Below are 21,767 nucleotides of genomic sequence, written 5' to 3' on the forward strand. Positions count from 1 at the left end.
GGACCCCTGACCGGGTCCCGGGAGGAGTGAGGATGAGCGACAGCGACGCGAGCCGGGAGCTGCTGACGCTGCAGGAGCTGACCGCGCGGGTGGGGATGAGCGTGCGCAACGTGCGCTTCTACACCACCAAGGGCCTGGTCCCGCCACCGCTGCGCCGGGGCCGCTCGGGCTACTACACCGCCGACCATGTGGCCCGCCTGGAGCTGGTGCGCGAGCTCCAGGGCCACGGCTTCACGCTCTCCGCGATCGAGCGGTACGTCGCCGCGATTCCCGCCGACGCGACCGCCGAGGACATCGCGCTGCACCGCACGATGCTGGCGCCCTGGCAGGCCGACCACCCGGTCGAGATGAGCCGCGCCGAGCTGGACCGGCGGGCCGGACGCGAGCTCGACGAGTCCGAGCTGGCCACGCTGGCCGCGCTGCGGATCGCCGTGCCCACCACGCGCGGGCGCTACGAGGTCTCGACCTCCCAGCTCGGCGTCGGCATCGGCCTGCTGGACCTCGGCTTCCCGACCGAGGCGGCGGTCGCCGCCGCCGCTGTGTACGCCGAGCACGGCCGGCAGATGGCCACCGAGCTCAACGAGCTGTTCCGGACCATGGTCTGGCCGGTCTACCGCGACGCCGGCACGTCCTCGGAGAAGATCCAGGAGGTGGTCGAGCGGCTCAAGCCGCTCTCGATCGCCAGCCTGGTGACCGCCTACGAGGCCGCGATGGACGAGACCAAGCGGGAGCGGATCGCCGAGCGCGCCCGCCGCGCCGGGGACGCCGACAGCGCCTGAGCGGCGCTGGTCGGGGAGCTCGGCGGGACGCTCGTCAGGGAGCCTGCCCTGGGAGGCCGACCTACTGTGGCGCCATGAGCGAGCCCCGGACGGTACTGGTCACGGGCGCCACCGGCTTCGTCGGGCGCCGGCTGGTGCCCGAGCTGCTCGACGCCGGTCACCGGGTCCGGGCAATGACCCGGCGCCCGGAGGGCTACACCGGCCCGGGCGAGGCCGTCCTCGGCGACGTCCACGACCCGCCCACCGTCGCCGCGGCCCTCGAGGACGCCGACGTCGCGATCTACCTGGTGCACTCGCTCGACACCGGCGACTTCGAGCGTCGCGACGCCGACGCGGCGCGGGACTTCGGGCGGGCGGCGGCCGCCGCCGGCGTACGCCAGATCGTGTTCCTCGGCGGCCTCGGCTCCGACGAGGACGACCTGTCCCCGCACCTGCGGTCGCGCCGCGAGGTGGAGCGGGTGCTCGGCGAGGGCGGCGTCCCGGTGACCGTCCTGCGGGCCGCGATCGTCGTCGGGGCCGGCGGCATCTCCTGGGAGATGACTCGCCGCCTGGTGAAGAACCTGCCGGCGATGGTGGTGCCGCGCTGGGCCGCGACCCGGACCCAGCCGATCGCGATCGACGATGTGGTCCGCTACCTCGCCGGCGTCGTCGACAACGAGGCGGCCCGGGGCCGGGTGCTGGAGATCGGCGGCGCCGACCAGCTGTCCTACCTTGAGATGCTCCAGCAGGCCGCCCACGAGATGACCGGGCGCCGGCTCCCGATCCTGCAGGCCCCCGTCGGCACCCCGGTGCTGTCGTCGTGGTGGATCCGCCTGGTCACCGGGGTCGACACCACCACCGCCGCGAACCTGATCGAGTCGATGGGCAACGAGGTCGTCGTCACCGACCCCGCCATCCGGGACCTGGTCCCCGGCGAGCCGCTGAGCTACGCCGAGGCCGTGCGGCGGGCGCTGGCGGACGGGTAGGGCCGCGCTCAGCCGGGCGACTGGCCGAAGACCAGCGGCAGCACCAGCAGCATGATCAGCGACCAGGTCACGTGGGTGAGGATCGGGGCGAGGACGCCGCCGGAGGCGCGGCGCTCGAGGCCGACGACCAGGCCGAGCAGCAGCGCCGCGAACGAGAGCATCAGGTTGCCGGTCGCCAGCGTGGCGACGGCGTACGCCAGCGTGGTCCAGGCGACGGGGTGGCGCGGGATCGCGGCGTACACGGCGCCGCGGAAGAAGAGCTCCTCGGCGACGCCGTTGACGAGCGTGATCACCACCAGCAGCGGCACCGAGCCCTGGTCGGCGTAGTCGAGGACCGAGCCCACCTCGTCGGCGAGCCACGGGACGCCGCGCACGAGCAGGCCGCCGAGGACGAAGAGCCCGCCGAGGGCGGCGCCGACCAGGACCGGGGTCACCCACGGTCGGGCCATCGCGTCGCGGTACGGGATCCGCCCCAGGTGCAGCGGCCCGGAGGCGAAGGCGCCCAGCGCCCAGACCCCGGCCAGCCCGAAGGTCGCCGGGTAGAACCACGGGTTGCCGGGCTCGATGCGCAGCGAGGCGCCGAGCACCAGCGCCCCGACCAGGACGAACCCGAGCGTGATCAGCTGGCGTCGGCGCAGCGCGGACGCGGTCTCGCGGTGGTCCCGGGGCACGACGTGCCACAGCGAACGCTGCAGCCAATCGCGCGCCGGGATCATCACCCCGAGCCTACGAGCAGTGTCAGCGGCGACCGCTGGAGAACGACGCGGCGGTGTGCCGCGAGCCCCCCGCGCTGCTGGAGCCGCCCGTGCCGCCGCCACTGCGACGGCCGCCGGCGGGCTTGTCGGTCCGCTTGGCCGCCGGGGCGCCGGACTTGGCGCTGGCGCCGCTGCCCGAGCCCGAGCCGGAGCGGCGACGGTTGCGGCCGCCACCGCCACCGTTGCCACCGCGGCCACCGCCGCCACCGCCGCCGGAGCGACCCGCCGGGGCGTCCGGGGTCTCGATGACCAGGCCGCCGTCGACCAGGGTGCGCTCGCCGGGGGCGAGCTGGGCCAGCATCGGGTGGCGCGAGTTGTCGACCCGGGTGATGGTCGGCTTGATGCCGGCCGCCCGGGTCAGGTCGCGGACGTCGCGGACCTGCTCGTCGGTCATCAGCGTGATGACGGTGCCGGCGGCGCCGGCGCGCGCCGTACGGCCCGAGCGGTGCAGGTACGCCTTGTGCTCCGACGGCGGGTCGGCGTGCACGACCAGCGAGACGTCGTCGACGTGGATGCCGCGGGCGGCGATGTCGGTGGCGACCAGCGTGGTCGCGCGGCCGGCGTGGAACGCCTCCATGTTGCGGGTGCGGGCGTTCTGCGACAGGTTGCCGTGCAGCTCGACCGACGGCACGCCGCTCTTGTTGAGCTGGCGGGCCAGGGCCTTTGCACCGTGCTTGGTCCGGGTGAACACGACGGTGCGCCCGGGGGCGCTGGTCAGGTCGACCAGGACGGGGACCCGCTGGTCGCGGCCCAGGTGCAGGACGTGGTGGTCCATCGTGGAGACCGGCGACTGGGCCGAGTCCGCCTCGTGGGTGACCGGCTGGTGCAGGAAGCGCTTGACCAGCACATTGATCGCGCCGTCGAGCGTGGCCGAGAACAGCAGGCGCTGGCCCTCGGACGGGGTGCGGTCCAGGATCCGGCGTACGGCGGGCAGGAAGCCCAGGTCGGCCATGTGGTCGGCCTCGTCGAGGATGGTGATCTCGATGGCGCCGAGGTCGCAGTGACCCTGGCCGATCAGGTCCTCGAGGCGGCCGGGGCAGGCCAGGACGATGTCGACGCCCTTGCGCAGGCCCTGGACCTGCGGGTTCTGGCCCACGCCGCCGAAGACGGTCATCGTGGTCAGGCCGGCGGCCTTGGCCAGCGGCGCGAGCGCCTCCTGGATCTGGCCGACGAGCTCGCGGGTCGGCGCGAGGATCAGCGCGCGGGGGCGCTTGGCGGCCGTCGGGCGGCCGGAGGCGCGCAGCCGGGTCACCAGCGGCAGCAGGAACGCGTAGGTCTTGCCCGATCCGGTACGCCCGCGGCCGAGGACGTCACGGCCGGCGAGGGAGTCAGGCAGCGTCGCGGCCTGGATCGGCGAGGGGGTGGTGATGCCACCCTCGGCGAGCAGCGCGACCAGGTAGTCGGGGACCCCGGCCTCGGTGAACGAGGCGTTCGTGGGCAGGGAAGAAGAAACAGCAGAAGCAGAAGACAAGGAGAAAGTCACTCACTGTGGCGTGTCTCGCCAGAAGAAGGGCGCCGCCGGCGATGAGTGGCAGCGCAGCAGGCCCGAGGCAAGACTGGACGGGCCGCACCCCTCACTGTAGGGGTGCGGCCCGGCGATCACCCCATCGAGGCGGGGTGATCCGCGCGACAGAGGGGGCGACTAGGAGGTCAGCCCCTTCTTGACGTCCTTGGCGGCGTCCTTGACGTGCTCGCCGGCGTTCTTCACCGATGCCTCGCCCTGGTCGGCGCGACCCTCGGCCTCGAGGTCGCGGTCGCCGCTCGCGCGGCCCGCCGACTCCTTGCCCTTGCCGGCCAGGTCCTCGGCCTTGTTCTTGGCCTTGTCACTCAGTCCCATCGGTCCTCCTTGCATCGGGGAGCCACCCGGTACCCGATCAGGCGAAGTCGAGCACGCCGTCGTCGATCCGGTCGCGCCGGATCGTGCGGACGTCGGTGAGGTAGTTCTGCCGCAGCCGCCACGGCGCCCGGTCGCCCTGCTTGGGCAGGCGGTCCAGCGCGCGCAGCACGTAGCCGGACTGGAAGTCCATGAACGGCCGCTCGGCCACGTTCGGGTCGCGGCGCGGGACGACGCGGCGCAGGCCGCGCCGGTCGAGGTGGCGCAGCAGCCGGACGACGTAGTCGCTGACGAGGTCGGCCTTGAGCGTCCAGGACGCGTTGGTGTAGCCGATCGTGTAGACGAAGTTCGGCACCCCGCTGAGCATCAGCGCCTTGTAGGACATCGTGTCCGCCAGCGTGACCGGCTCGCCGTCGACCTCGAGCTCGATCCCGCCGAACGGCAGCAGCCGCAGCCCGGTCGCGGTCACGACCAGGTCGGCGGCCAGCTCGGCGCCGGAGGTGAGCCGGATGCCGGTCTCGGTGAAGGTCTCGATGGTGTCGGTGACCACGTCGGCGCTCCCGCGGCGCATCGCTCGGAACAGGTCGCCGTCGGGCACGAAGCACAGCCGCTGGTCCCACGGGTCGTACGAGGGCCGGAAGTGCGTGTCCACGTCGACGTCCGGGAGCTGGCGGGCGACCTGCTCGCGGATCAGCCGCTTGACGGCCGCCGGGCGCCGGCGGGCGAGCTGGTAGAAGCCGGTGGCGACCAGGATGTTCTTCCACCGCACCAGCGGGTACGCCAGCCGCTGCGGCAGCCGGCCCAGCCGGACCGCCCACGGGTCCCGGCCGGGGCGGGAGAGCACATACGTCGGCGAGCGCTGCAGCATCGTGACGTGCTCGGCGGTCTCGGCCAGCGCCGGGACCAGCGTGATCGCGGTGGCCCCGCTGCCGATGACCACCACCCGCTTGCCGGCGTGGTCGAGGTCCGCGGGCCAGTGCTGGGGGCGCACGACCTCGCCGGCGAACCGCTCGGCGCCGGGGAACTGGGGCGCGTGCCCGCTCTCGTAGTCGTAGTAGCCCGAGCACGCCCACAGCAGGCCCGCGGTGATCGGCTCGCGGCCCTCGATCTCCACTGTCCAGCGCGCGCTCGCCGAGTCCCAGCCGGCGCGGGTGACCCGGTGGTCGTAGCGGATCAGCCGGTCCACGCCGTACTCCGCCGCGACGGTCCGGACGTAGTCCAGGATCAGCCGGCCGTCGGCGAGCGCGGTGTCGCCGGGCCAGGGCCGCCACCGGTAGCCGAACGTGAACATGTCGGAGTCCGAGCGGATGCCGGGATAGCGGAACAGGTCCCAGGTGCCGCCGCTGGCGCCGCGGGCCTCCAGGACAGCTACCGACTTGCCGGGGTGGTGCTCGCGCAGCTGGCAGGCGGCGCCGATCCCGGAGAGGCCGGCGCCGACGACCAGGACGTCGACGTGCTCGCTCATGGGCCGATGCTAACGACTATTGACGAATGTTCAATAGGCGGTCAGCCGGTCAGCGGGCGAACAGCTCGACGAAGCGGGCCAGCAGCCGGGGCGGCTCGTTGACCACCGCCGCCCGGGCCGCGGCGATCAGCTCATCGGCACCGGCCGGGTCGAAGTACCCGTAGTGGCGGTAGACGTCGATGCGGGTGCACAGCCCCTCGATGTCGAGCTCCGGATGGAACTGGGTGGCGTAGACGCGGCTGCCCAGTCGGAACGCCTGGACCGGGCAGGTGGGCGAGGAGGCCAGCAGCACCGCGCCCTCCGGCATCCGGCGTACCGCCTCCTTGTGGCCGAGGAACGCCGCGAAGTCCCGCGGCAGCACGCCGGTCAGCGGGTCGGCCGCCCCAGCCTCGGTGAGCGTGACCTCGACGGCGCCGATCGGCTCGGCGTACGTCGTGTCGACCGCGCCGCCGCGCAGCCCGCCGAGCGTGCCGATGCCGTAGCAGGCGCCCAGGAACGGGAAGTCCGCGCCGACCACCTGCTCGGCCAGGCCCCGCAGCTCGGCCTCCACGCGGCGCTGCACCGGGGTCTTGGCCTCGTCGGGGTCGCTGACGTTGAACGGGCCGCCACCGAGGACGATCCCGGACCAGTGCGCCAGGTCCACCGGACCCAGCTCCGCGCGCTCGAGCCGGACCCGGCGCAGGTCGCGCTCGCGCAGGCCGCTGAAGCGCAGGACCGCGTCGTACTCGCCGTCCGCGGCGAGGTCCTCCGCGCGGGTGCCGAGGAAGAGGAAGGGCAGCACCGGATCAGGCCTGGACGGCGGCCCCGCGCGCGAGCAGCCCGTCGACGTCGTCGACGCCCCAGGCGGACAGCGCGTCGCGGGTGTGCTCGCCGGCCTCGGCGGGAGGCGTCCCGAGCGTCGCCTCGGTGCGGGAGAACCGGGGCGCCGGCTGCGGCTGGACCAGCCCGTCGCGGGTGGTGAACACCTGCCGCGCCCTCAGGTGCGGGTGGTCCACGGCCTCGCTGATCGGGAGGACGCCGGCGACGCAGGCGTCGGTGCCCTCGAAGACCTCGACCCACTCGGCCTGGGTGCGGGTCCGGAACGTCTCGGCGATCAGCGTGCGCAGCTCCCCGTGGCGCTCGAGCTCGAACTGCCCGGGGGCGCGGTCCTCGATGCCGAGCAGCCGCACGAAGGCCGCGAAGAACTGGGGCTCCAGGGCGCCGACCGACATGTGCCGGCCGTCGGCGGTCTCGTAGAGGTCGTAGAACGGCATGCCGCCGTCGAGCATGTTCACGGCCCGCTCCTCGCGCAGGGTCCCGGCGCCGAGGAACGCCGTCGCCATCGCGTTCAGGTGCGCCGTCCCGTCGACGATCGCGGCGTCGACGACCTGCCCCTCGCCGCTGAGCCGGGCCTCGAGGAGGGCAGCGAGGATGCCGATGACGAGGTACGTCGAGCCGCCCCCGAAGTCGCCGAGCAGGTTGCTGGGGAAGTGCGGGCGGCTCGAGTCCTGGCCGAGGCCGTGGAGCGCGCCGGTGATCGCGATGTAGTTCAGGTCGTGCCCGGCCGCGTGCGCCAGCGGGCCGTCCTGGCCCCAGCCGGTCATCCGGGCGTAGACCAGCCGCGGGTTGACCTCGCGGCACTCGTCCGGGCCGAGGCCGAGCCGCTCGGTGACCCCGGGGCGCAGCCCCTCGACCAGGACGTCGGCGCTCTCGACCAGGGCCAGGACGGTCGCGGCGGCCTCGGGGTTCTTCAGGTCCAGGGCCACGCTCGGGCGGCCACGGTTGAGCAGGTCCCCCCGGCCGCCGGCGTACGGCGAGCCGCCGGGCCGCTCGATGCGGATCACGTCGGCGCCGAGGTCGGCGAGGATCATGCACGCGTGCGGGGCCGGGCCGATCCCGGCGATCTCGACGACCTTCACGCCGCGCAGCGGACCCGTGCCCTGGCCCAGCTCGTACGTCATGGCGGTGATCATGGCAGAACGGCCCTCGCGCGGGGGCTCATCCGGCCAGCGCGAGGACGCCGACCGTGAACAGGCCCGCCCCGAGCGCGCCGATGCCGAGCCGGCGCTCCGGCCCCGGGTCCGGCTGGGCCCCCCGCGGCCCGCTGGCGAGCATGGCCGGCACGCTCGCCAGCATCAGCAGCGCTCCGACCGCGCCCGGGAAGGACGGCGCGAGGACCCACGACCACGCCGCCCCCACAGCGAACATCGCCAGGCAGCCGGCCAGGAGCCGGACCCCCAGCAGCGCCAGGGCGTCGTGTCGCATGGGTGCCGGTACCCCCCGTCCGGGCCGGGACACCGGGCCGTGGTGGCGGGTCGGCGGCTGACCACGGGTCCGCCGGGGTCAGCGGTGAGCTGGCCACCCTCTGCCGAGGTCAGCGGTGAGCTGGCCACCCTTTGCCGCCGAGAAACGGTGGCAGGCTCACCGCCAAGCCCCGAACCCCCTGACAAACGGTGGCAGGCTCACCGCTGACCCCAGCCCGAGCCCGCTGACCCCAGCCCCAGCCACCCGGGCCCCACCCGAGAACTCAGAGCACCCGCCGCAGGAACTGCCGGGTCCGCTCCTCGCGCGGGTCGGTGAAGATCTGCTCGGGCGGGCCCTGCTCGAGGATCCGGCCCTGGTGCAGGAAGCAGACGGTGGTGGCGACCTCGCGGGCGAAGCCCATCTCGTGGGTGGCGACCACCATCGTGGTGCCGGCGACGGCCTCGGCGCGCACGATCTCCAGCACCTCGCCGACCAGCTCCGGGTCGAGGGCGGCGGTGATCTCGTCGAGCAGCAGCAGCTCCGGGCCGGTGCACAGCGCCCGGACCAGAGCCACGCGCTGCTGCTGGCCGCCGGAGAGCCGGTCGGGGTGCTTGCGGGCCTGGTCGGCCAGCCCGAAGCGGTCCAGCAGCGCGAGCGCCTGCTCCTCGGCCGCCCGGCGGGGTACGCCGTGGACCCGCTGCGGGGCGAGCGTGCAGTTGTCGAGCACCGACAGGTGCGGGAACAGGTTGTAGGCCTGGAAGACCATCCCGATCCGCTGCCGCACCGACCGCGGGTCGATGCGGGGGTCGGAGATCTCCTCGCCGTCGAGGCGGATCACGCCGTCGTCGATGTCCTCCAGCAGGTTCAGGCAGCGCAGCAGCGTCGACTTGCCGGACCCCGAGGACCCGATCAGGCACACCACGTCGTGGGGCTGCACCGCCAGCGACACGTCGTCGAGCACGACCCGCTCGCCGTAGCACTTGCGCAGCCCGGTGACCTCGAGCAGCGGGGCGGCGCTCACAGCGCCCCCGCCCGCTCGCGCTCGAGGGCCCGCCGGCCCAGCCAGTCGGTCGCGCGGGCCATCGGGATCGTCAGCGCCACGAAGAACAGCGACACCACGACGTACGGCGTGTAGTTGAAGTTGTACGCCGTGTAGTCGCGCGCCGCGAAGACCGCGTCGAAGACCGCGACGGCGGAGACCAGCGAGGTGTCCTTCTGCAGGGACACGAAGTCGTTGAGCAGCGGTGGCCCGACCCGGCGCACGGCCTGCGGCACCACCACGAACCGCAGCGTCTGGCCCCGGCTCAGCGCGAGCGCGGAGGCGCTGTTGACCTGCGAGGGGTGGATGGAGTCGATCCCGGCCCGGAACACCTCCGCGACGTACGCGCCGTAGGAGAGCACCAGCGCCACGCCGGCCCAGAAGAAGCCGCTGTTCGGCATCCCCTGCAGCTGCAGGGCCGGCATCCCGAAGCCGAGCATCAGCACCAGCAGCAGCGTCGGCACGCCGCGGAACAGATCCACGTAGACCACGGCGAGCAGCCGCACCGGCGCCAGCAGCGGGCTGCGGCTGCCGCGCGCGAGCGCGACCGCCAGCCCGACCACGAGGATCAGCACCTCGCAGATCAGGAACAGCCGGACGTTGAGCCAGAACCCGCCCAGGATGGCGGGGAACGACGCCTTGGCGTGCTCCCAGGCGAAGAACGTCTCGGTGAACCGGTCCCAGCCCGGGGAGCTGACCACCCCGGCGGCCAGCAGCCCGAAGACCACCACGACCGCCGCGGTCGCGAGCAGCGTGGACCGGCGCCGCATCGAGCGCCGGACCTGCTGGCGCTCGAGCTCCCGGGGGCTAGGCGTCCAGGCCCCGCTCACGCGAGGTCACGGAGGATCACGAGAGCTCCGGCACGTCCACGACGTCGGAGAGCCACTCCTGCTCGATCTCGGCCAGGGTGCCGTCGTCGCGCATCTCGGCCAGCGCGGCGTTGACGCACGGGACCAGGTCGCTGCCCTTCTCGAACAGCATCCCGAACTCCTCCTGCTCGCCGGTCTCCGGCTGGAACTGCCCGACGATCGCGCTGCCCTCGATCTCGACCGAGGAGATGTAGAAGGCCGTGGGCAGGTCGGCGAGGATCGCGTCGACCTGGCCGTTGAGGAGCGCCTGCTTGGCGGCGTTGGTGTCCTCGAAGACCAGCGGCTCGGTGGCCGGCTTGATGACGTCGCGGATCGCGGTCAGCGACGTGGTGCCGGTCTGGGCGCCGAGCTTGAGGTCGGTGAGCGCGGCGATGTCCGCGACCTCCACGCCGCCCTCGAGGGTGATCACGGCCTGCGCGGCGGAGTAGTAGCCGTCGGAGAAGTCCACGACCTTCGCGCGCTCGGGGGTGATCGAGATCTGGTTGATGTCGAAGTCGAAGTTCTTCGCGCCGGGCTTGTAGACGCTGTTGAACGGGACGGTCACCCACTCGACCTCGTCCTCGGCGAAGCCGAGCCGCTCGGCCACGGCGTACGCCACCGCCGACTCGTAGCCCTCGCCGTTGGTCGGGTCGTCGTCCACGAACCACGGCTCGTACGCCGGGGAGTCGGTGCCGATGCTGAGCCGGCCCTCGGTGCGGAAGGCCGCCGACTCGGCGCACTCGGCAGCGGTCTGGCTCGTCTCGCCGGAGCCCGGGCTCTTCTCGTCGGCGGCGTCCGACTCCTCGTCCGCGGGGGCGCAGCCCGTCACGGCGAGGGCGAGCAGGGCGGGGGCGGCGAGGGCGGTACGACGCAGGCGCATGGACGGAATCGTAGGGGCGGGCGGGCACACCCGCGCACCTCGTCCGCGGCGCGGTCACGCGACGGGTGGAACGCCGGGATCCGCGGAGGTACGGCGGGCTAGCGTGGCCCGATGACTGCGAGCGAGACCCTGCTGCGCGACCTGTCCGACGACGAGGCCCGGGCGGCGCTGCCGCTGAAGTGGGGCTCCACGTCGCCGGACGTGCTGCCGGCCTGGGTCGCCGAGATGGACTACGCCGTGGCGGAGCCGGTGCGCGACGCGGTCTGCGCCGCGGTGCTGGCCAGCCACACCGGCTATCCGGCCCTCGACGCCGGCGGCGCGCTCGGGACGGCGTACGCCGGGTTCGCCGAGCGGCGCTTCGGCCAGCGCATCGACCCCGCGCTGGTGCTGCCGGTCGTCGACGTGACCGCGGGGATCCGGCTGGTCCTCGACGTGCTGTGCGACCCGGCACCGGTCGTGGTGCCGCTGCCGGCGTACCCGCCCCAGCTCGCGGTGGTCGGCATCACCGGCCGCGAGCGCTGGGACCTGCCGGTCTCCCCGGACGCGGAGCGGGCCGGGATCGACCTCGACCGGCTCGATGCGCTGCTCGCCGCCGGCGCGCGGACGGTGCTGCTCACCCAGCCGCACAACCCGTGCGGGCACGTCTACACCCGCACCGAGCTGGAGGGCGTGCGCGACCTGGTGCTCCGCCACGGCGCCCGGGTGATCAGCGACGAGATCCACGCCCCGCTGGTGCTGCCCGGCGCGACGCACGTGCCCTACCTCTCGCTGCCCGGGACCGCCGAGCACGCGGTGGCGCTGGTCTCGGCCTCCAAGGCGTTCAACGTCGCCGGGCTGCGCTGCGCCCAGGTCCTCTGCGCCGACCCGGCCACGCACCGGCGCCTGGCCGGTGCCCCCGAGGTCCGCAACGACTCGTGGTCACCGCTGGGCGTGGTCGGCGCGATCGCGGCGTACCGCCACGGCGACGCGTGGCTGGACGCGCTGCTGGCCCGGCTGGACGACCAGCGCGCGCTGCTCGGCGAGCTGCTCGCGACCGAGCTGCCGCAGGCCCGGTGGCGGCGGCCGGAGGCGACCTACCTGGCCTGGCTGGACCTGCGCGGGTACGGCGTGGACGACCCGACCGGGCCGGCGCTGCGCCACGGGGTCCGGCTCTCGCCGGGCACCGACTACCACCCGGGGCTGCCCGGGCACCTGCGGCTCAACTTCGCCACCAGTCCCGAGCGGCTCACCGAGGCGGTACGCCGGCTCGCGGTCAGCCTCGGGAGCGGGTCTGGGCCGCGATGAGCTCGGCGTACCAGTCGAAGGAGCGCTTCGGGGTCCGCTCCTGGGTCTCGTAGTCGACGTGCACGAGCCCGTAGCGCAGCGACAGGCCGGCGCTCCACTCGAAGTTGTCCAGCAGCGACCAGGCGTAGTAGCCGCGCACGTCGACCCCGCGCTGGGCCGCCGCGGCCACCGCCTCGAGGTGGGCGTGCAGGTAGTCGATGCGGTCCTGGTCGTCGACCTCGCCGTGCTCGTCGGGGCCGGTGCCGTAGGCGGCGCCGTTCTCGGTGATGAGGATCGGTGGCAGCGCCGCGCGGAAGCGGGCCCGGAGCATGATCAGCCACTCGCGCAGCGCCTCGGGGACGATCGCCCAGCCGCTGTCGGTGGCCGGGAAGCCCAGCAGCTCACGGAAGTCGAACGGGATCGGTGAGTCCTCCGCCGACGCCCCGACCTTCAGCGGGCTGTAGTAGTTGACGCCGTAGAAGTCCAGGGGCTGCCGGATCGTCACGAGGTCGCCGTCGCGCACGACGTCCTCCAGCAGCGGCGCCAGGTCGACCGGGTAGCGGCCCAGCAGCATCGACTCCAGGAAGAGGCCGTTCCACAGCGCGTCGAAGAGCTTGGACGCCCCGACGTCGGCGGGGTCGTCGCTGGCCGGCCAGATCGGCGCGTGGTTGTTGGCGCACCCGACGCTGGTCGCCCCAGCGGCGCGCAGCGCCATCGCGGCGCGGCCGTGCGCGAGCAGGAGGTGGTGGGCGGCCGGCAGGGCGTCGAAGACCAGGTGCTTGCCGGGCGCGTGCATGCCCAGCCCGTAGCCCATGAACGTCGCCACGTTCGGCTCGTTGACAGGCACCCAGTGCTCGACCCGGTCGGCGTAGCGCTCGCCGACGATCGCGGCGTACTCGGCGAACCGGTCGATCGTGGCCCGGTTCAGCCAGCCGCCGTCGTCCTCGAGGGCCTGCGGGAGGTCCCAGTGGTAGAGCGTCGCCATCGGCTGCACGTCGTTCTCGAGCAGCGTGTCGATCAGGCGGTCGTAGAAGTCCAGGCCCCGGGCGTTCGGAGTGCCGGAGCCGCTCGGCTGGATCCGGGGCCAGGCGATCGAGAAGCGGTAGCCGCCGACCCCGAGCCGCCTCATCAACGCGACGTCCTCGGGATAGCGGTGGTAGTGGTCACAGGCCGGCTCGCCGCTGGTGCCGTCGGCGATCCGGCCGGGTTGGGCGGCGAAGGTGTCCCAGATGCTCGGCCCGCGGCCGTCCTCGCGGGTGGCGCCCTCCACCTGGTAGGCCGCGGTGCTCACGCCGAACCGGAAGCCGGGCGGCAGCATGGGCAGCGGGCGGTCAGGGGGCACGGCACAATCATGGCCGTGACAGTCCAGATCCGTCGAAGTTCGACCCGTTTCCCCCAGCGGGAGCCCGGTCGGCTCACCCAGCACTCGTTCTCGTTCGGCGCGGCGTACGACCCCGACCGGTTGCGGCTGGGCCCGATGGTCTGCCACGACGACCACCTGCTGTCCCAGGGGTCGGGCTTCCCCTCCCACCGGCACTCGGGCCTCGAGATCGTCACCTGGGTGGTCTCCGGCGCGCTGGAGCACAGCGACGCCACTGGCAGCACGGTCCTCCGCCCGGGATCGGTGGCGGTGCTGTCCACCGGCGCGGGCGTCGAGCACGCCGAGATCGCGGCCGCGCCGCAGACCCGGTTCATCCAGGTCTGGCTGACCGCCCCCGACGACGCCGCGGCGGAGCCGTCGTACCGGGTCACCCCGGTGGCCGCCGCCCCCGGCTCCGGGCTGGTCACGGCCGCCCGGCCGCGGCCCGACGCGGCGTTCGCGGTCGCCAGGCTGCGGGCCGGTGAGTCGGTGACGCTGCCGGCCGGCGCGCTGCAGCACGTCTTCGTCGCCACCGGAGCCCTGGGCCGCTCGTCGCTGGCCGAGCCGCTCGCCGCCGGCGACGCGTTCGTGTTCACCGACGAGCCCGAGCACACGCTCACCGCGACCGTCCCCGCCGAGCTGCTGGTCTGGTCCTTCGACGCCCAGGCCTGAGTGGGTCGTGCCCGACCAGATCCCGACCCTCCCCGTGCTCGTCCCCCTCACCGCGGCGGCCATCGCCGTCGCGGTCTGGTGGTTGCACGGACGTGGCCGCCTGACCGCTGCGCGCGCGGCGGTCGGCGTCGCCGTCTGCTGCTACGGCGCCGCGGTCCTGGGGCACGTCCTGCTGCCCTTCCCCATCGACACGAGCGACTCCGGGCCGTGGCGGGTCTGGCTGCACCTGACGCCGTTCGTCGACGTCGCCGAGGACCCGATCGGGATCATCCTCAACATCGCCCTGTTCGTGCCGCTCGGCCTGCTCCTCCCGCTCGTCGCCCGCGTCGGGTCGGCGCGCCGCGCCCTGGCCTGGGGTCTCGTGGTCAGCCTGGTCATCGAGACGGTGCAGCTCGCCGCAGCGCTCACGGTGAGCCCCGGTCGGATCGCCGACGTCGACGACCTGATCGGCAACACACTCGGCGCCGTGCTCGGCTACGCGACCTTCCGGCTCCTGGTGCGGATCCCCGGCGTGGGCCGGCTCGCCGCCCGCGCCGCGTGGGCGCCCGCCCCTGACCCCGCTCGACCGACCGCGGCGCCGGCGCGGTGACGCCCGGGCCTCGGCCCGGTGCCCGGACGCCGGCTCAGGTCGCGGGCTCGAGCCGCAGCGTCATGAAGGTGCTGTACGGGCTGAACCGGTAGTCGGCGAACGGCGCGCACTCGACGAACCCCGCCTCGGCGTACAGCGCCCGGGCCGGGGCGAAGGCCGCCATCGAGCCGGTCTCCAGGCTCAGCCGGGTCAGCCCGCGGGCCCGCGCGAGTCCGACGAGGTGGGCGAGCACCCGGCGGGCGTGCCCCTCGCCCCGGTGCTCCGCCGCGGTGTGCATCGACTTCAGCTCGCCGTGCCCGTGCTCCAGCTCCTTCAGCGCGCCGACGCCGACCAGCACGCCGTCCACCCGGGCGGAGCAGAACGTGATCCCCGGACCGAGCAGTCCGGTCAGGTCCAGGGCGTGCACGTCCTCGGGCGGGCTGTGCTGCGCGGCGAAGGCCAGGTGCCGCTCCAGCAGCGCGACCACGTCGGGGCGGCGGGGGTCGTCGCGCACGACGATCGATGCGGGCACGACCGCATCCTCCCAGCACCGATGAGTTATCACCTCGACGCCGGTCTCCAGAGGGTTCAGACTGACGAGAACGGAGACGGCCGATGAGCGGACGGGTGACCGACGTGCAGGCAACCGAGCTGGATGACTTCCAAGCACTCACCGCGCGCTACCAGCGCGAGCTGCTGGCGCACTGCTACCGGATGAGCGGCTCGGTCCACGAGGCCGAGGACCTCGTCCAGGAGACGTTCCTGCGGGCCTGGAAGGCCTCGGCCGACTTCCAGGGACGCTCCTCGGTCCGGACCTGGCTCTACCGGATCGCCACGAACGTGTGCCTGACCAACCTCGAGGGCCGGCCCCGGCGTCCGCTGCCCGCGGCGCTGGGCACCCCCGACCAGATGGGCGGCGACGGCCTCGAGCAGGACCACGAGGTGGCCTGGCTGCAGCCGGTCCCGGACGCGGCGGTGCAGGTGGCCGAGCGGGACTCGATCCGGCTGGCGTTCGTCGCGGCCCTCCAGCACCTGCCCGCGCGCCAGCGGGCCGTGCTGATCCTGCGCGACGTGCTCCGCTGGTCGGCGGCCGAGGTCGCGGAGGCGCTCGACACCACCACCGCAGCGGTCAACTCCGCGCTGCAGCGCGCGCACGCCCAGCTCCGGGACCGGCGCCTGACCGAGGAGTCGGTCGAGCCCGACCTCAACCAGGCCCAGCAGCAGCTCCTCGACCGGTACGTCGACGCGTTCTGGCGCAAGGACATCGACACGATCGTCAGCCTGCTGACCAGCGAGGCCGTCTGGGAGATGCCGCCGTTCCTCAACTGGTACGTCGGACGCGAGAGCATCGGGTCGCTGATCGCCAAGAACTGCCCCGGCGACTGCAACGACATGCCGATGCTGCAGACCTCCGCCAACGGCCAGCCGGCGTTCGGTCTCTACATGCGCACCGGCGACGGCGACTTCACGCCGTTCCAGCTCCAGGTCCTCGACCTGGCCCCGGACGGGGTCCGGCACGTGCGGGCGTTCTTCGACACCTCGCTGTTCGCCCGGTTCGGGCTGCCGGACCGGCTGCCGGCCGGCCACCGCCCGGGCGATCATCCGCTGAGCCTGGTCCCCCAGTGAGCACCGAGCTCGACGACGCCGTCGAGCTCCTCGACCGCTCCCTCGCCTACACCGCCGGCGCCCTCGCCGGCGTCACCGACGAGCGGCTCGACGACCCGACGCCGTGCACGGGATGGACCCTGCGGGTGCTGCTGGCGCACATGGAGGACGCCCTCGACGCCTTCCTCGAGGCCGCCGGCGGGCAGGTGGTGGTCGTCGCAGGCTCCGGCTCGGGTGCCCGGCTGCGGGTGGAGGCCCTGCAGACCAAGGCCTGCCTGCTGCTGGGGACCTGGGTGCGCGCCCAGCCCGCGCGGGTCCGGGTGGGTGGGGCCGACCTGGGGGCCGGGCTGCTCGTCGGCACCGCGGCCCTGGAGGTCGGCCTGCACGGATGGGACGTCTCCCGGGCCACCGGGCTCGAGCGGGCCCTCCCGGACGGCCTCGCGGTCGGGCTGCTCCCCGTGGCCCACGAGGTCGTGCGGGAGGAGGACCGCGGGCTCCGGTTCGCCCCGCCCCGCCCGGCGGTGGACGGGTCGGCATCGGCCCAGCTGCTGGCGTTCACCGGCCGCTCCTGACCTCGCCGGCGCCCGCAGCCCGCACGGGGCCGGTCAGAGCCAGTGCAGCGACCGGCCGTGCCCGTGGGTGAGCGCGACCGCCTGACCGTCGATGCCGAGCACGAACGTGGCGTGGTCCTCGGGAATTCGCGGGGCCGTGGCGCTGACCCGCGGCAGCACCCGCTTGCCCTCGTTGCTGACCCAGCGGCAGGCGCCGGCGGAGACCAGCTCCAGCACATGGTCCTGGAAGCGCTCGCGGTCCTCGTCCTCGAGGTAGGCGATCACCGCCGTGTGGAACACGACGACCGGGCCGTGCTCGGCGGCTTGCTCGACCAGGGCGGGCAGCCGGTCGAGCAGGTCCCCGGCGACCAGGTGCGGCGGCTCCGCGCGGGCGATCGAGGCCGCGTGCCGCAGCCGCTCGCGGCGCTCCTGCTGCTCGGGCCAGACCAGGTTCTCCAGCCAGGACGTCGCGTCGGAGTCGGTGACGTCGAGCGGATGCAGGTCGATCCCGCCGCGCCAGGCCACCTCGGGCAGCCGCTGCGGCAGCGGCGCCGGGCCGCTCACCTCGCAGACCAGCCGCGGCTGCGGGCCGAGCAGCACCGGGCCCTCCGGGGTGTGCCACTCATAGCCCCACCGGTCGGGGTAGAGGCACAGCCCGGCGCTGGCGCCGACCTCGAGCAGCGCGGGCGGTCGCGCCAGCCCGAGCGCCGTGAACGCCGGCAGCAGCGTCGCCAGTCGACCCGCCTCGTTGGTCTGCGTGGCCCGGGCGAGGATCGTCGCGCGGATCGTGCCGTCGTCGCCGAGCAGGGCCTCGCGCAGCGCGGCGTACGGCCCCGGGGCGTGTACGCCGTGCCAGCGGGCCGCGGCGAAGACCAGGTTCGGCTGCTGCTTGCCGGACGGCAGGGTGCCCAGCCAGGCCAGCACGTCGCGATCCTCGGCGACCGCCGAGGCCCAGGCGCTGAAGCACGGCGAGTCGCGGGCGTCCTCCCCGAAGCGGGTGTACTGCACGGCGGCGTCGGCGTAGGGCTCCATGCCGGTCATCCTGCTCGTTGCCTGGTCCGGTGTCCCCGTGACAACGGTCTCGGCTATCTTCGGGGGCCCGGACCCGCGTGCGGCGGTCCGACGGCCTGCGGGGGGAGCAGCCGCGTGACGACCTTCCTGGTGATCGGGGTGCTGGGCCTGGTCCTGCTCACGGTCTCGCTGGTCGTCGGCGACTTCCTCGACGGCGTCCTCGACGGGCTGTTCGACGGCCTGGGCGGCGACGTGTTCTCCACCGCGGTGATCGGCGCGTTCGTCTCCGCGTTCGGCTTCGGCGCCGCCGCGGCCGAGGGGGCGGACCTGCCCCTGGGCGTCGTGCTCCCGGTCGGTCTGGGCGCCGGCCTGGTCTTCGGCTGGTTCGCGACCTGGCTGACCGGTCTGGTCCGGGGCGGCGGCAGCGACGGCACCCCCAGCACGTCCGACGCCGTCGGGCACGAGGGCTCGGTGACCACCGAGATCCCCGCCGACGGGCTGGGCACGGTGCGGATCCTCGTCGGCGGCCACGTGATCCGGCTCAACGCCCGTGCCGAGCTGCCCATCCCCGCCGGCACCGCCGTCCACGTGACCGGTGTGCTCTCGCCGACCGCCGTCACGGTGGCCCCGGTGTGGCCCGAGGCGCTCGAGCTCGACGGGCCCGACCCGGCCCCCTGATCCCGTCCCGCGGCCGCGGGACCACTCCCGAAAGGAAACCCGTGGACTCAGCACTCGTGCCGGTCATCGGTCTGGTCGTCCTCTTCGTGCTCCTCGTGCTGCTGGTCACCAGCAGGTACAAGGTCGCGGGGCCGAACCAGGCGTTCATCGTCACCGGCCGCAAGGGCAAGGCGGTGCTCAACCCCGAGACGGGCGCGCTGACCACCGACCTGTCCGGGCAGAAGGTCATCCTCGGTGGTGGCACGTTCGTGATCCCGTTCGTGCAGAAGCTCGGCACGCTCGACCTGTCCAGCCGCCGGATCTCGGTGCAGATCCGCGGCGCGGTCTCCGGGCAGGGCATCAAGCTGAACGTCGAGGGCGTCGCGATCGTCAAGGTCGGCGGCAACGCCGACCAGATCCGGCTCGCCGCCCAGCGGTTCCTGTCCCAGCAGGGCGACGTCGAGGCGTTCACCCAGGAGGTGCTCGCCGGTGCGCTGCGCTCGATCGTGGGCGGCCTGACCGTGGAGCAGATCATCCGGGACCGCGCGGCGTTCGCGCAGCGGGTCGCCGACGAGTCGGAGAACTCGCTGACCGGCCAGGGCCTGATCCTCGACACCTTCCAGATCCAGGACGTCACCGACGACGGCAGCTACCTCGCCGACCTCGGCCGTCCGGAGGCGGCGCGGATCGGCCAGGCCGCCTCGATCGCCGAGGCCAACGCCCGCCAGGCCGCCGAGCAGGCGCGGATCAAGGCCGAGGAGGAGATCGCGATCTCCCAGCGCACGCTCGCGCTGAAGCAGGCCGAGATCAAGGCCGAGACCGACGCCGCGGCGGCGACCGCGGCCGCCGCCGGCCCGCTGGCCCAGGCCGAGCGCGACCAGACGATCCTGCTGGAGCAGGAGAAGGTGGCGGTGCGCCAGGCCGCCCTCACCGAGCGCCAGCTCGAGACCGAGGTCCGCAAGCCCGCTGACGCCGCCCGGTACAAGGTGGAGCAGGAGGCGGAGGCGAACCGGAACTCCGAGATCGCCGCCGCGGAGGCGCGCAAGGCCGCCTCGATCGCCGCCGCCCAGGCCAAGGCCGAGGAGGCCCGGCTCAGCGGTGAGGCGGAGAAGTCCCGGCGTACGGCGCTCGCCGAGGCCGAGGCCGTCGAGGGCGCCAAGCGCGGTGAGGCCGAGAAGGCCCGCCGTACCGCCGAGGCCGAGGCGACCCGCGCCGAGGGCGAGGCGCAGGCGGCCGCGACCCTGGCCGTCGGCCAGGCCGAGGCCGAGGCGATGGACAAGCGCGCGGACGCGTTCGCGCACTACAACGACGCCGCGGTGCTCCAGATGCTGATCGAGGTGCTCCCGCAGATCGCCCGCGAGGTGGCCGCGCCGATCGCCTCGATCGACCAGCTGACGGTCGTGTCCACCGACGGCGCCGGCGCGATGCCGAAGCAGGTGACCGACAACGTCGTCCAGACGCTGTCGATGCTCAAGACCACCACCGGTCTGGACCTCGAGGGCCTGATCAAGCGGGCCGTCGACGGTGCCGTGCCGAGCCTGCCCGGCTCCGACGGCTCCTCCCCCAGCTGAGCGAGGACCGCCACTCCTCGGGCACTTCCCGCGCATCTACGGCAGTGCAGTGCCCGAGAACCCCGGGGATCCCCGGTTCACCGGGGATCCCCGGCTCGGACCGGGGCTCCCGGGGTCAGCCGGCCGGCAGGGCGACGTAGGTGGTCTCGAGGTACTCCTCGATGCCCTCGAACCCACCCTCGCGGCCGACCCCGCTGGCCTTCATGCCGCCGAACGGGGCGGCGGCGTTCGAGATCAGCCCGGTGTTGATGCCGACCATCCCGAAGTCCAGGGACTCCGCCAGCCGGATGGTGCGGGCCAGGTCGCTGGTGTAGGCGTAGGAGGCGAGGCCGTACTCGGTGTCGTTCGCCCGGGCCACGGCCTCCTCCTCGGTCTCGAAGGTCGTGATCGGCGCGACCGGGCCGAAGATCTCCTCGGTGTTGATGGCGGAGGAAGGCGAGACGTCGAGCAGCACGGTCGGCTCGTAGAAGAACCCGGCCCGCTCCGGCGCCGAGCCGCCGGTGAGCACCCGGGCGCCGTCGTCGACCGCGGCGGCGACCAGCCGGCCCACGGACTCCAATGCCTTCTCGTCGATCAGCGGGCCGACGTCCACGCCGTCGTCCTGACCGCGCCCGAGGCGCAGCCCGCCCATCCGCTCGGCCAGCCGGTGCGCGAAGTCCTCGGCGACCGAGGCCTCCACCAGGAACCGGTTCGCCGCGGTGCAGGCCTCGCCCATGTTGCGCATCTTCGCCACCATGGCGCCCTCGACCGCCGCGTCCAGGTCGGCGTCGGCGAAGACCAGGAACGGCGCGTTGCCGCCCAGCTCCAGGCTCAGCCGCTGCAGCTGGTCGGCGGACTGGCGCACCATCGTCCGGCCGACCCCGGTGGAGCCGGTGAAGCTGACCTTGCGCAGCCGGAAGTCGCCCTGCAGCGCCTCGCTGACAGCACCGGCCTCGGACGTCGGGACGACGTTGAGCACGCCGTCGGGCAGACCGGCCTCGGCCAGCACCCCGGCCAGCGCGAGCATCGTGAGCGGGGTCTGAGAGGCGGGCTTGACCACCATCGTGCAGCCCGCGGCGACCGCTGGCGCGATCTTGCGGGTGCCCATCGCCAGCGGGAAGTTCCACGGGGTCACGAACAGGCACGGCCCGACCGGCTTGCGGACCGTCAGCAGCCGGCTGCCGCCCGCGGGGTCGTTCATCCAGCGGCCGTGGATGCGCACCGCCTCCTCGGAGAACCAGCGGAAGAACTCGTTGCCGTAGGACACCTCGCCGCGGGCCTCGGGCACGGTCTTGCCCATCTCCAGGCTCATCAGCTCGGCGAAGTCGTCGGCGCGCTCCCGGACCAGCTCGAACGCGCGGCGCAGCACCTCCCCGCGCTCCCGCGGAGCCGTGCGGGCCCAGGCGGACTGGGCGGCCGCGGCGGCGTCCAGCGCCTCCATGGCGTCCGCGACGGAGGCGTCGGCGACACTGGTCAGCACCGTTCCGTCGGCGGGGTCGATCACGTCGAAGCGCCGACCCTGGGACGCCTCACGCCAGGCGCCGCCGACGAAGAGGTTGCGCTGCTTCTCGGGAATCAGGTCGAGTCCACTCATGGCGCGATCTTGTCACTTGGCCGAAACCCGGGACAGCGCTTGAGCCGCGTGGAATCCTTGAGGTGTCGACTTCGGAGGGAGCACTTTGAAGCGACACGGACCCCTCGTCGACCCCATGCGACGAGGGGTTCGCTCCGTCCTGGGTCTG

General features: G+C 73.7%; 23 protein-coding genes. 9 read left to right on the forward strand and 14 right to left on the reverse strand.

Annotation, left to right across the window (positions count from 1 at the left end):
- Positions 1-32 precede the first annotated feature (32 nt).
- Together EBO35_RS18705 and EBO35_RS18710 are read left to right on the forward strand one after the other, a co-directional pair.
- Complete coding sequence (locus EBO35_RS18705) at positions 33-779, forward strand: MerR family transcriptional regulator (RefSeq protein WP_122819068.1); 747 nt, start codon at positions 33-35, stop codon at positions 777-779.
- Positions 780-853: 74 nt separating this feature from the next.
- A complete protein-coding gene (locus tag EBO35_RS18710; RefSeq protein ID WP_122819069.1) occupies positions 854-1,744 on the forward strand; it encodes an NAD(P)H-binding protein in 891 nt (296 codons plus the stop codon).
- Positions 1,745-1,752: 8 nt separating this feature from the next.
- On the opposite strand, the gene EBO35_RS18715 is transcribed toward EBO35_RS18710, so the two are convergent.
- From EBO35_RS18715 to EBO35_RS18760, 10 genes are all read right to left on the reverse strand, one after another.
- Entirely contained in the window at positions 1,753-2,460 is a 708-nt protein-coding gene (locus tag EBO35_RS18715) for a CPBP family glutamic-type intramembrane protease (RefSeq protein ID WP_122819070.1), read from the reverse strand.
- A 22-nt stretch (positions 2,461-2,482) separates the two neighbouring features.
- Entirely contained in the window at positions 2,483-3,970 is a 1,488-nt protein-coding gene (locus EBO35_RS18720) for a DEAD/DEAH box helicase (RefSeq protein WP_241153776.1), read from the reverse strand.
- Between the two features lie 171 nt (positions 3,971-4,141).
- Positions 4,142-4,336 (reverse strand): CsbD family protein, encoded by a 195-nt coding sequence (locus tag EBO35_RS18725; protein ID WP_122819071.1) that lies wholly within the window; start codon positions 4,334-4,336, stop codon positions 4,142-4,144.
- Positions 4,337-4,373: 37 nt separating this feature from the next.
- Positions 4,374-5,798, reverse strand: coding sequence for a flavin-containing monooxygenase (locus EBO35_RS18730; RefSeq protein ID WP_122819072.1), 1,425 nt, complete (start codon positions 5,796-5,798; stop codon positions 4,374-4,376).
- A 49-nt stretch (positions 5,799-5,847) separates the two neighbouring features.
- Positions 5,848-6,579, reverse strand: coding sequence for a glutamine amidotransferase (locus EBO35_RS18735; RefSeq protein ID WP_122819073.1), 732 nt, complete (start codon positions 6,577-6,579; stop codon positions 5,848-5,850).
- A gap of 4 nt (positions 6,580-6,583) precedes the next feature.
- Complete coding sequence (locus EBO35_RS18740) at positions 6,584-7,738, reverse strand: CaiB/BaiF CoA transferase family protein (protein ID WP_122819973.1); 1,155 nt, start codon at positions 7,736-7,738, stop codon at positions 6,584-6,586.
- 37 nt (positions 7,739-7,775) lie between these two features.
- Entirely contained in the window at positions 7,776-8,042 is a 267-nt protein-coding gene (locus EBO35_RS18745; RefSeq protein ID WP_122819074.1) for a hypothetical protein, read from the reverse strand.
- Positions 8,043-8,304: 262 nt separating this feature from the next.
- Positions 8,305-9,042 carry an amino acid ABC transporter ATP-binding protein gene (locus EBO35_RS18750; protein WP_122819075.1) on the reverse strand — a complete coding sequence of 246 codons (738 nt, stop codon included), beginning with the start codon at positions 9,040-9,042 and terminating at the stop codon, positions 8,305-8,307.
- On the reverse strand, positions 9,039-9,890 hold the full coding sequence (locus EBO35_RS18755) for an amino acid ABC transporter permease (protein ID WP_241153777.1): 852 nt from the start codon (positions 9,888-9,890) through the stop codon (positions 9,039-9,041). The genes EBO35_RS18750 and EBO35_RS18755 overlap by 4 nt, the downstream gene beginning before the upstream one ends.
- A gap of 16 nt (positions 9,891-9,906) precedes the next feature.
- Positions 9,907-10,788 carry an ABC transporter substrate-binding protein gene (locus tag EBO35_RS18760; RefSeq protein WP_122819077.1) on the reverse strand — a complete coding sequence of 294 codons (882 nt, stop codon included), beginning with the start codon at positions 10,786-10,788 and terminating at the stop codon, positions 9,907-9,909.
- Between the two features lie 111 nt (positions 10,789-10,899).
- Here EBO35_RS18760 and EBO35_RS18765 point away from each other — a divergent pair, with 111 nt between their 5' ends.
- Positions 10,900-12,072, forward strand: coding sequence for a MalY/PatB family protein (locus tag EBO35_RS18765; RefSeq protein WP_122819078.1), 1,173 nt, complete (start codon positions 10,900-10,902; stop codon positions 12,070-12,072).
- Here EBO35_RS18765 and EBO35_RS18770 read toward each other — a convergent pair.
- On the reverse strand, positions 12,041-13,393 hold the full coding sequence (locus tag EBO35_RS18770; RefSeq protein ID WP_317983509.1) for a GH1 family beta-glucosidase: 1,353 nt from the start codon (positions 13,391-13,393) through the stop codon (positions 12,041-12,043). The genes EBO35_RS18765 and EBO35_RS18770 overlap by 32 nt on opposite strands.
- A 15-nt stretch (positions 13,394-13,408) precedes the next feature.
- Between EBO35_RS18770 and EBO35_RS18775 the strand changes: the two genes are divergently transcribed.
- A complete protein-coding gene (locus EBO35_RS18775) occupies positions 13,409-14,083 on the forward strand; it encodes a pirin family protein (RefSeq protein ID WP_164478048.1) in 675 nt (224 codons plus the stop codon).
- Positions 14,084-14,090: 7 nt separating this feature from the next.
- A complete protein-coding gene (locus tag EBO35_RS18780; protein WP_122819081.1) occupies positions 14,091-14,672 on the forward strand; it encodes a VanZ family protein in 582 nt (193 codons plus the stop codon).
- Between the two features lie 34 nt (positions 14,673-14,706).
- On the opposite strand, the gene EBO35_RS18785 is transcribed toward EBO35_RS18780, so the two are convergent.
- Positions 14,707-15,183, reverse strand: a complete 477-nt coding sequence (locus EBO35_RS18785; RefSeq protein WP_206422615.1) for a GNAT family N-acetyltransferase — start codon at positions 15,181-15,183, stop codon at positions 14,707-14,709.
- 83 nt (positions 15,184-15,266) lie between these two features.
- On the opposite strand from EBO35_RS18785, the gene EBO35_RS18790 reads away from it, so the two are divergent.
- A complete protein-coding gene (locus tag EBO35_RS18790) occupies positions 15,267-16,277 on the forward strand; it encodes a sigma-70 family RNA polymerase sigma factor (protein WP_122819082.1) in 1,011 nt (336 codons plus the stop codon).
- On the forward strand, positions 16,274-16,828 hold the full coding sequence (locus EBO35_RS18795; RefSeq protein ID WP_122819083.1) for a TIGR03086 family metal-binding protein: 555 nt from the start codon (positions 16,274-16,276) through the stop codon (positions 16,826-16,828). Before EBO35_RS18790 ends, EBO35_RS18795 begins: the two co-directional genes overlap by 4 nt.
- Positions 16,829-16,861: 33 nt before the next feature.
- Here EBO35_RS18795 and EBO35_RS18800 read toward each other — a convergent pair whose 3' ends face one another.
- Entirely contained in the window at positions 16,862-17,839 is a 978-nt protein-coding gene (locus EBO35_RS18800; RefSeq protein WP_122819084.1) for a DUF2332 domain-containing protein, read from the reverse strand.
- Between the two features lie 114 nt (positions 17,840-17,953).
- On the opposite strand from EBO35_RS18800, the gene EBO35_RS18805 reads away from it, so the two are divergent.
- Together EBO35_RS18805 and EBO35_RS18810 are read left to right on the forward strand one after the other, a co-directional pair.
- Entirely contained in the window at positions 17,954-18,496 is a 543-nt protein-coding gene (locus tag EBO35_RS18805; protein WP_122819085.1) for an NfeD family protein, read from the forward strand.
- Positions 18,497-18,537: 41 nt separating this feature from the next.
- A complete protein-coding gene (locus EBO35_RS18810; RefSeq protein ID WP_122819086.1) occupies positions 18,538-20,046 on the forward strand; it encodes a flotillin family protein in 1,509 nt (502 codons plus the stop codon).
- A gap of 115 nt (positions 20,047-20,161) precedes the next feature.
- Here EBO35_RS18810 and EBO35_RS18815 read toward each other — a convergent pair whose 3' ends face one another.
- A complete protein-coding gene (locus tag EBO35_RS18815) occupies positions 20,162-21,619 on the reverse strand; it encodes an NAD-dependent succinate-semialdehyde dehydrogenase (RefSeq protein ID WP_122819087.1) in 1,458 nt (485 codons plus the stop codon).
- Between the last annotated feature and the right edge of the window lie 148 nt (positions 21,620-21,767).

It is taken from the genome of Nocardioides pantholopis, from assembly GCF_003710085.1.
Classification (GTDB): domain Bacteria; phylum Actinomycetota; class Actinomycetes; order Propionibacteriales; family Nocardioidaceae; genus Nocardioides; species Nocardioides pantholopis.

Excerpts from the sequence above, each read along its gene's own strand:
- EBO35_RS18740 (WP_122819973.1), bottom strand. The coding sequence starts at position 7,738 with ATGACGTACGAGCTGGGCCAGGGCACGGGTCCGCTGCGCGGCGTGAAG.
- EBO35_RS18730 (WP_122819072.1), bottom strand. The coding sequence starts at position 5,798 with ATGAGCGAGCACGTCGACGTCCTGGTCGTCGGCGCCGGCCTCTCCGGG.
- EBO35_RS18815 (WP_122819087.1), bottom strand. The coding sequence starts at position 21,619 with ATGAGTGGACTCGACCTGATTCCCGAGAAGCAGCGCAACCTCTTCGTC.
- EBO35_RS18710 (WP_122819069.1), top strand. The coding sequence starts at position 854 with ATGAGCGAGCCCCGGACGGTACTGGTCACGGGCGCCACCGGCTTCGTC.
- EBO35_RS18725 (WP_122819071.1), bottom strand. The coding sequence starts at position 4,336 with ATGGGACTGAGTGACAAGGCCAAGAACAAGGCCGAGGACCTGGCCGGC.
- EBO35_RS18790 (WP_122819082.1), top strand. The coding sequence starts at position 15,267 with ATGAGCGGACGGGTGACCGACGTGCAGGCAACCGAGCTGGATGACTTC.
- EBO35_RS18705 (WP_122819068.1), top strand. The coding sequence starts at position 33 with ATGAGCGACAGCGACGCGAGCCGGGAGCTGCTGACGCTGCAGGAGCTG.
- EBO35_RS18800 (WP_122819084.1), bottom strand. The coding sequence starts at position 17,839 with ATGGAGCCCTACGCCGACGCCGCCGTGCAGTACACCCGCTTCGGGGAG.
- EBO35_RS18765 (WP_122819078.1), top strand. The coding sequence starts at position 10,900 with ATGACTGCGAGCGAGACCCTGCTGCGCGACCTGTCCGACGACGAGGCC.
- EBO35_RS18715 (WP_122819070.1), bottom strand. The coding sequence starts at position 2,460 with ATGATCCCGGCGCGCGATTGGCTGCAGCGTTCGCTGTGGCACGTCGTG.
- EBO35_RS18745 (WP_122819074.1), bottom strand. The coding sequence starts at position 8,042 with ATGCGACACGACGCCCTGGCGCTGCTGGGGGTCCGGCTCCTGGCCGGC.
- EBO35_RS18760 (WP_122819077.1), bottom strand. The coding sequence starts at position 10,788 with ATGCGCCTGCGTCGTACCGCCCTCGCCGCCCCCGCCCTGCTCGCCCTC.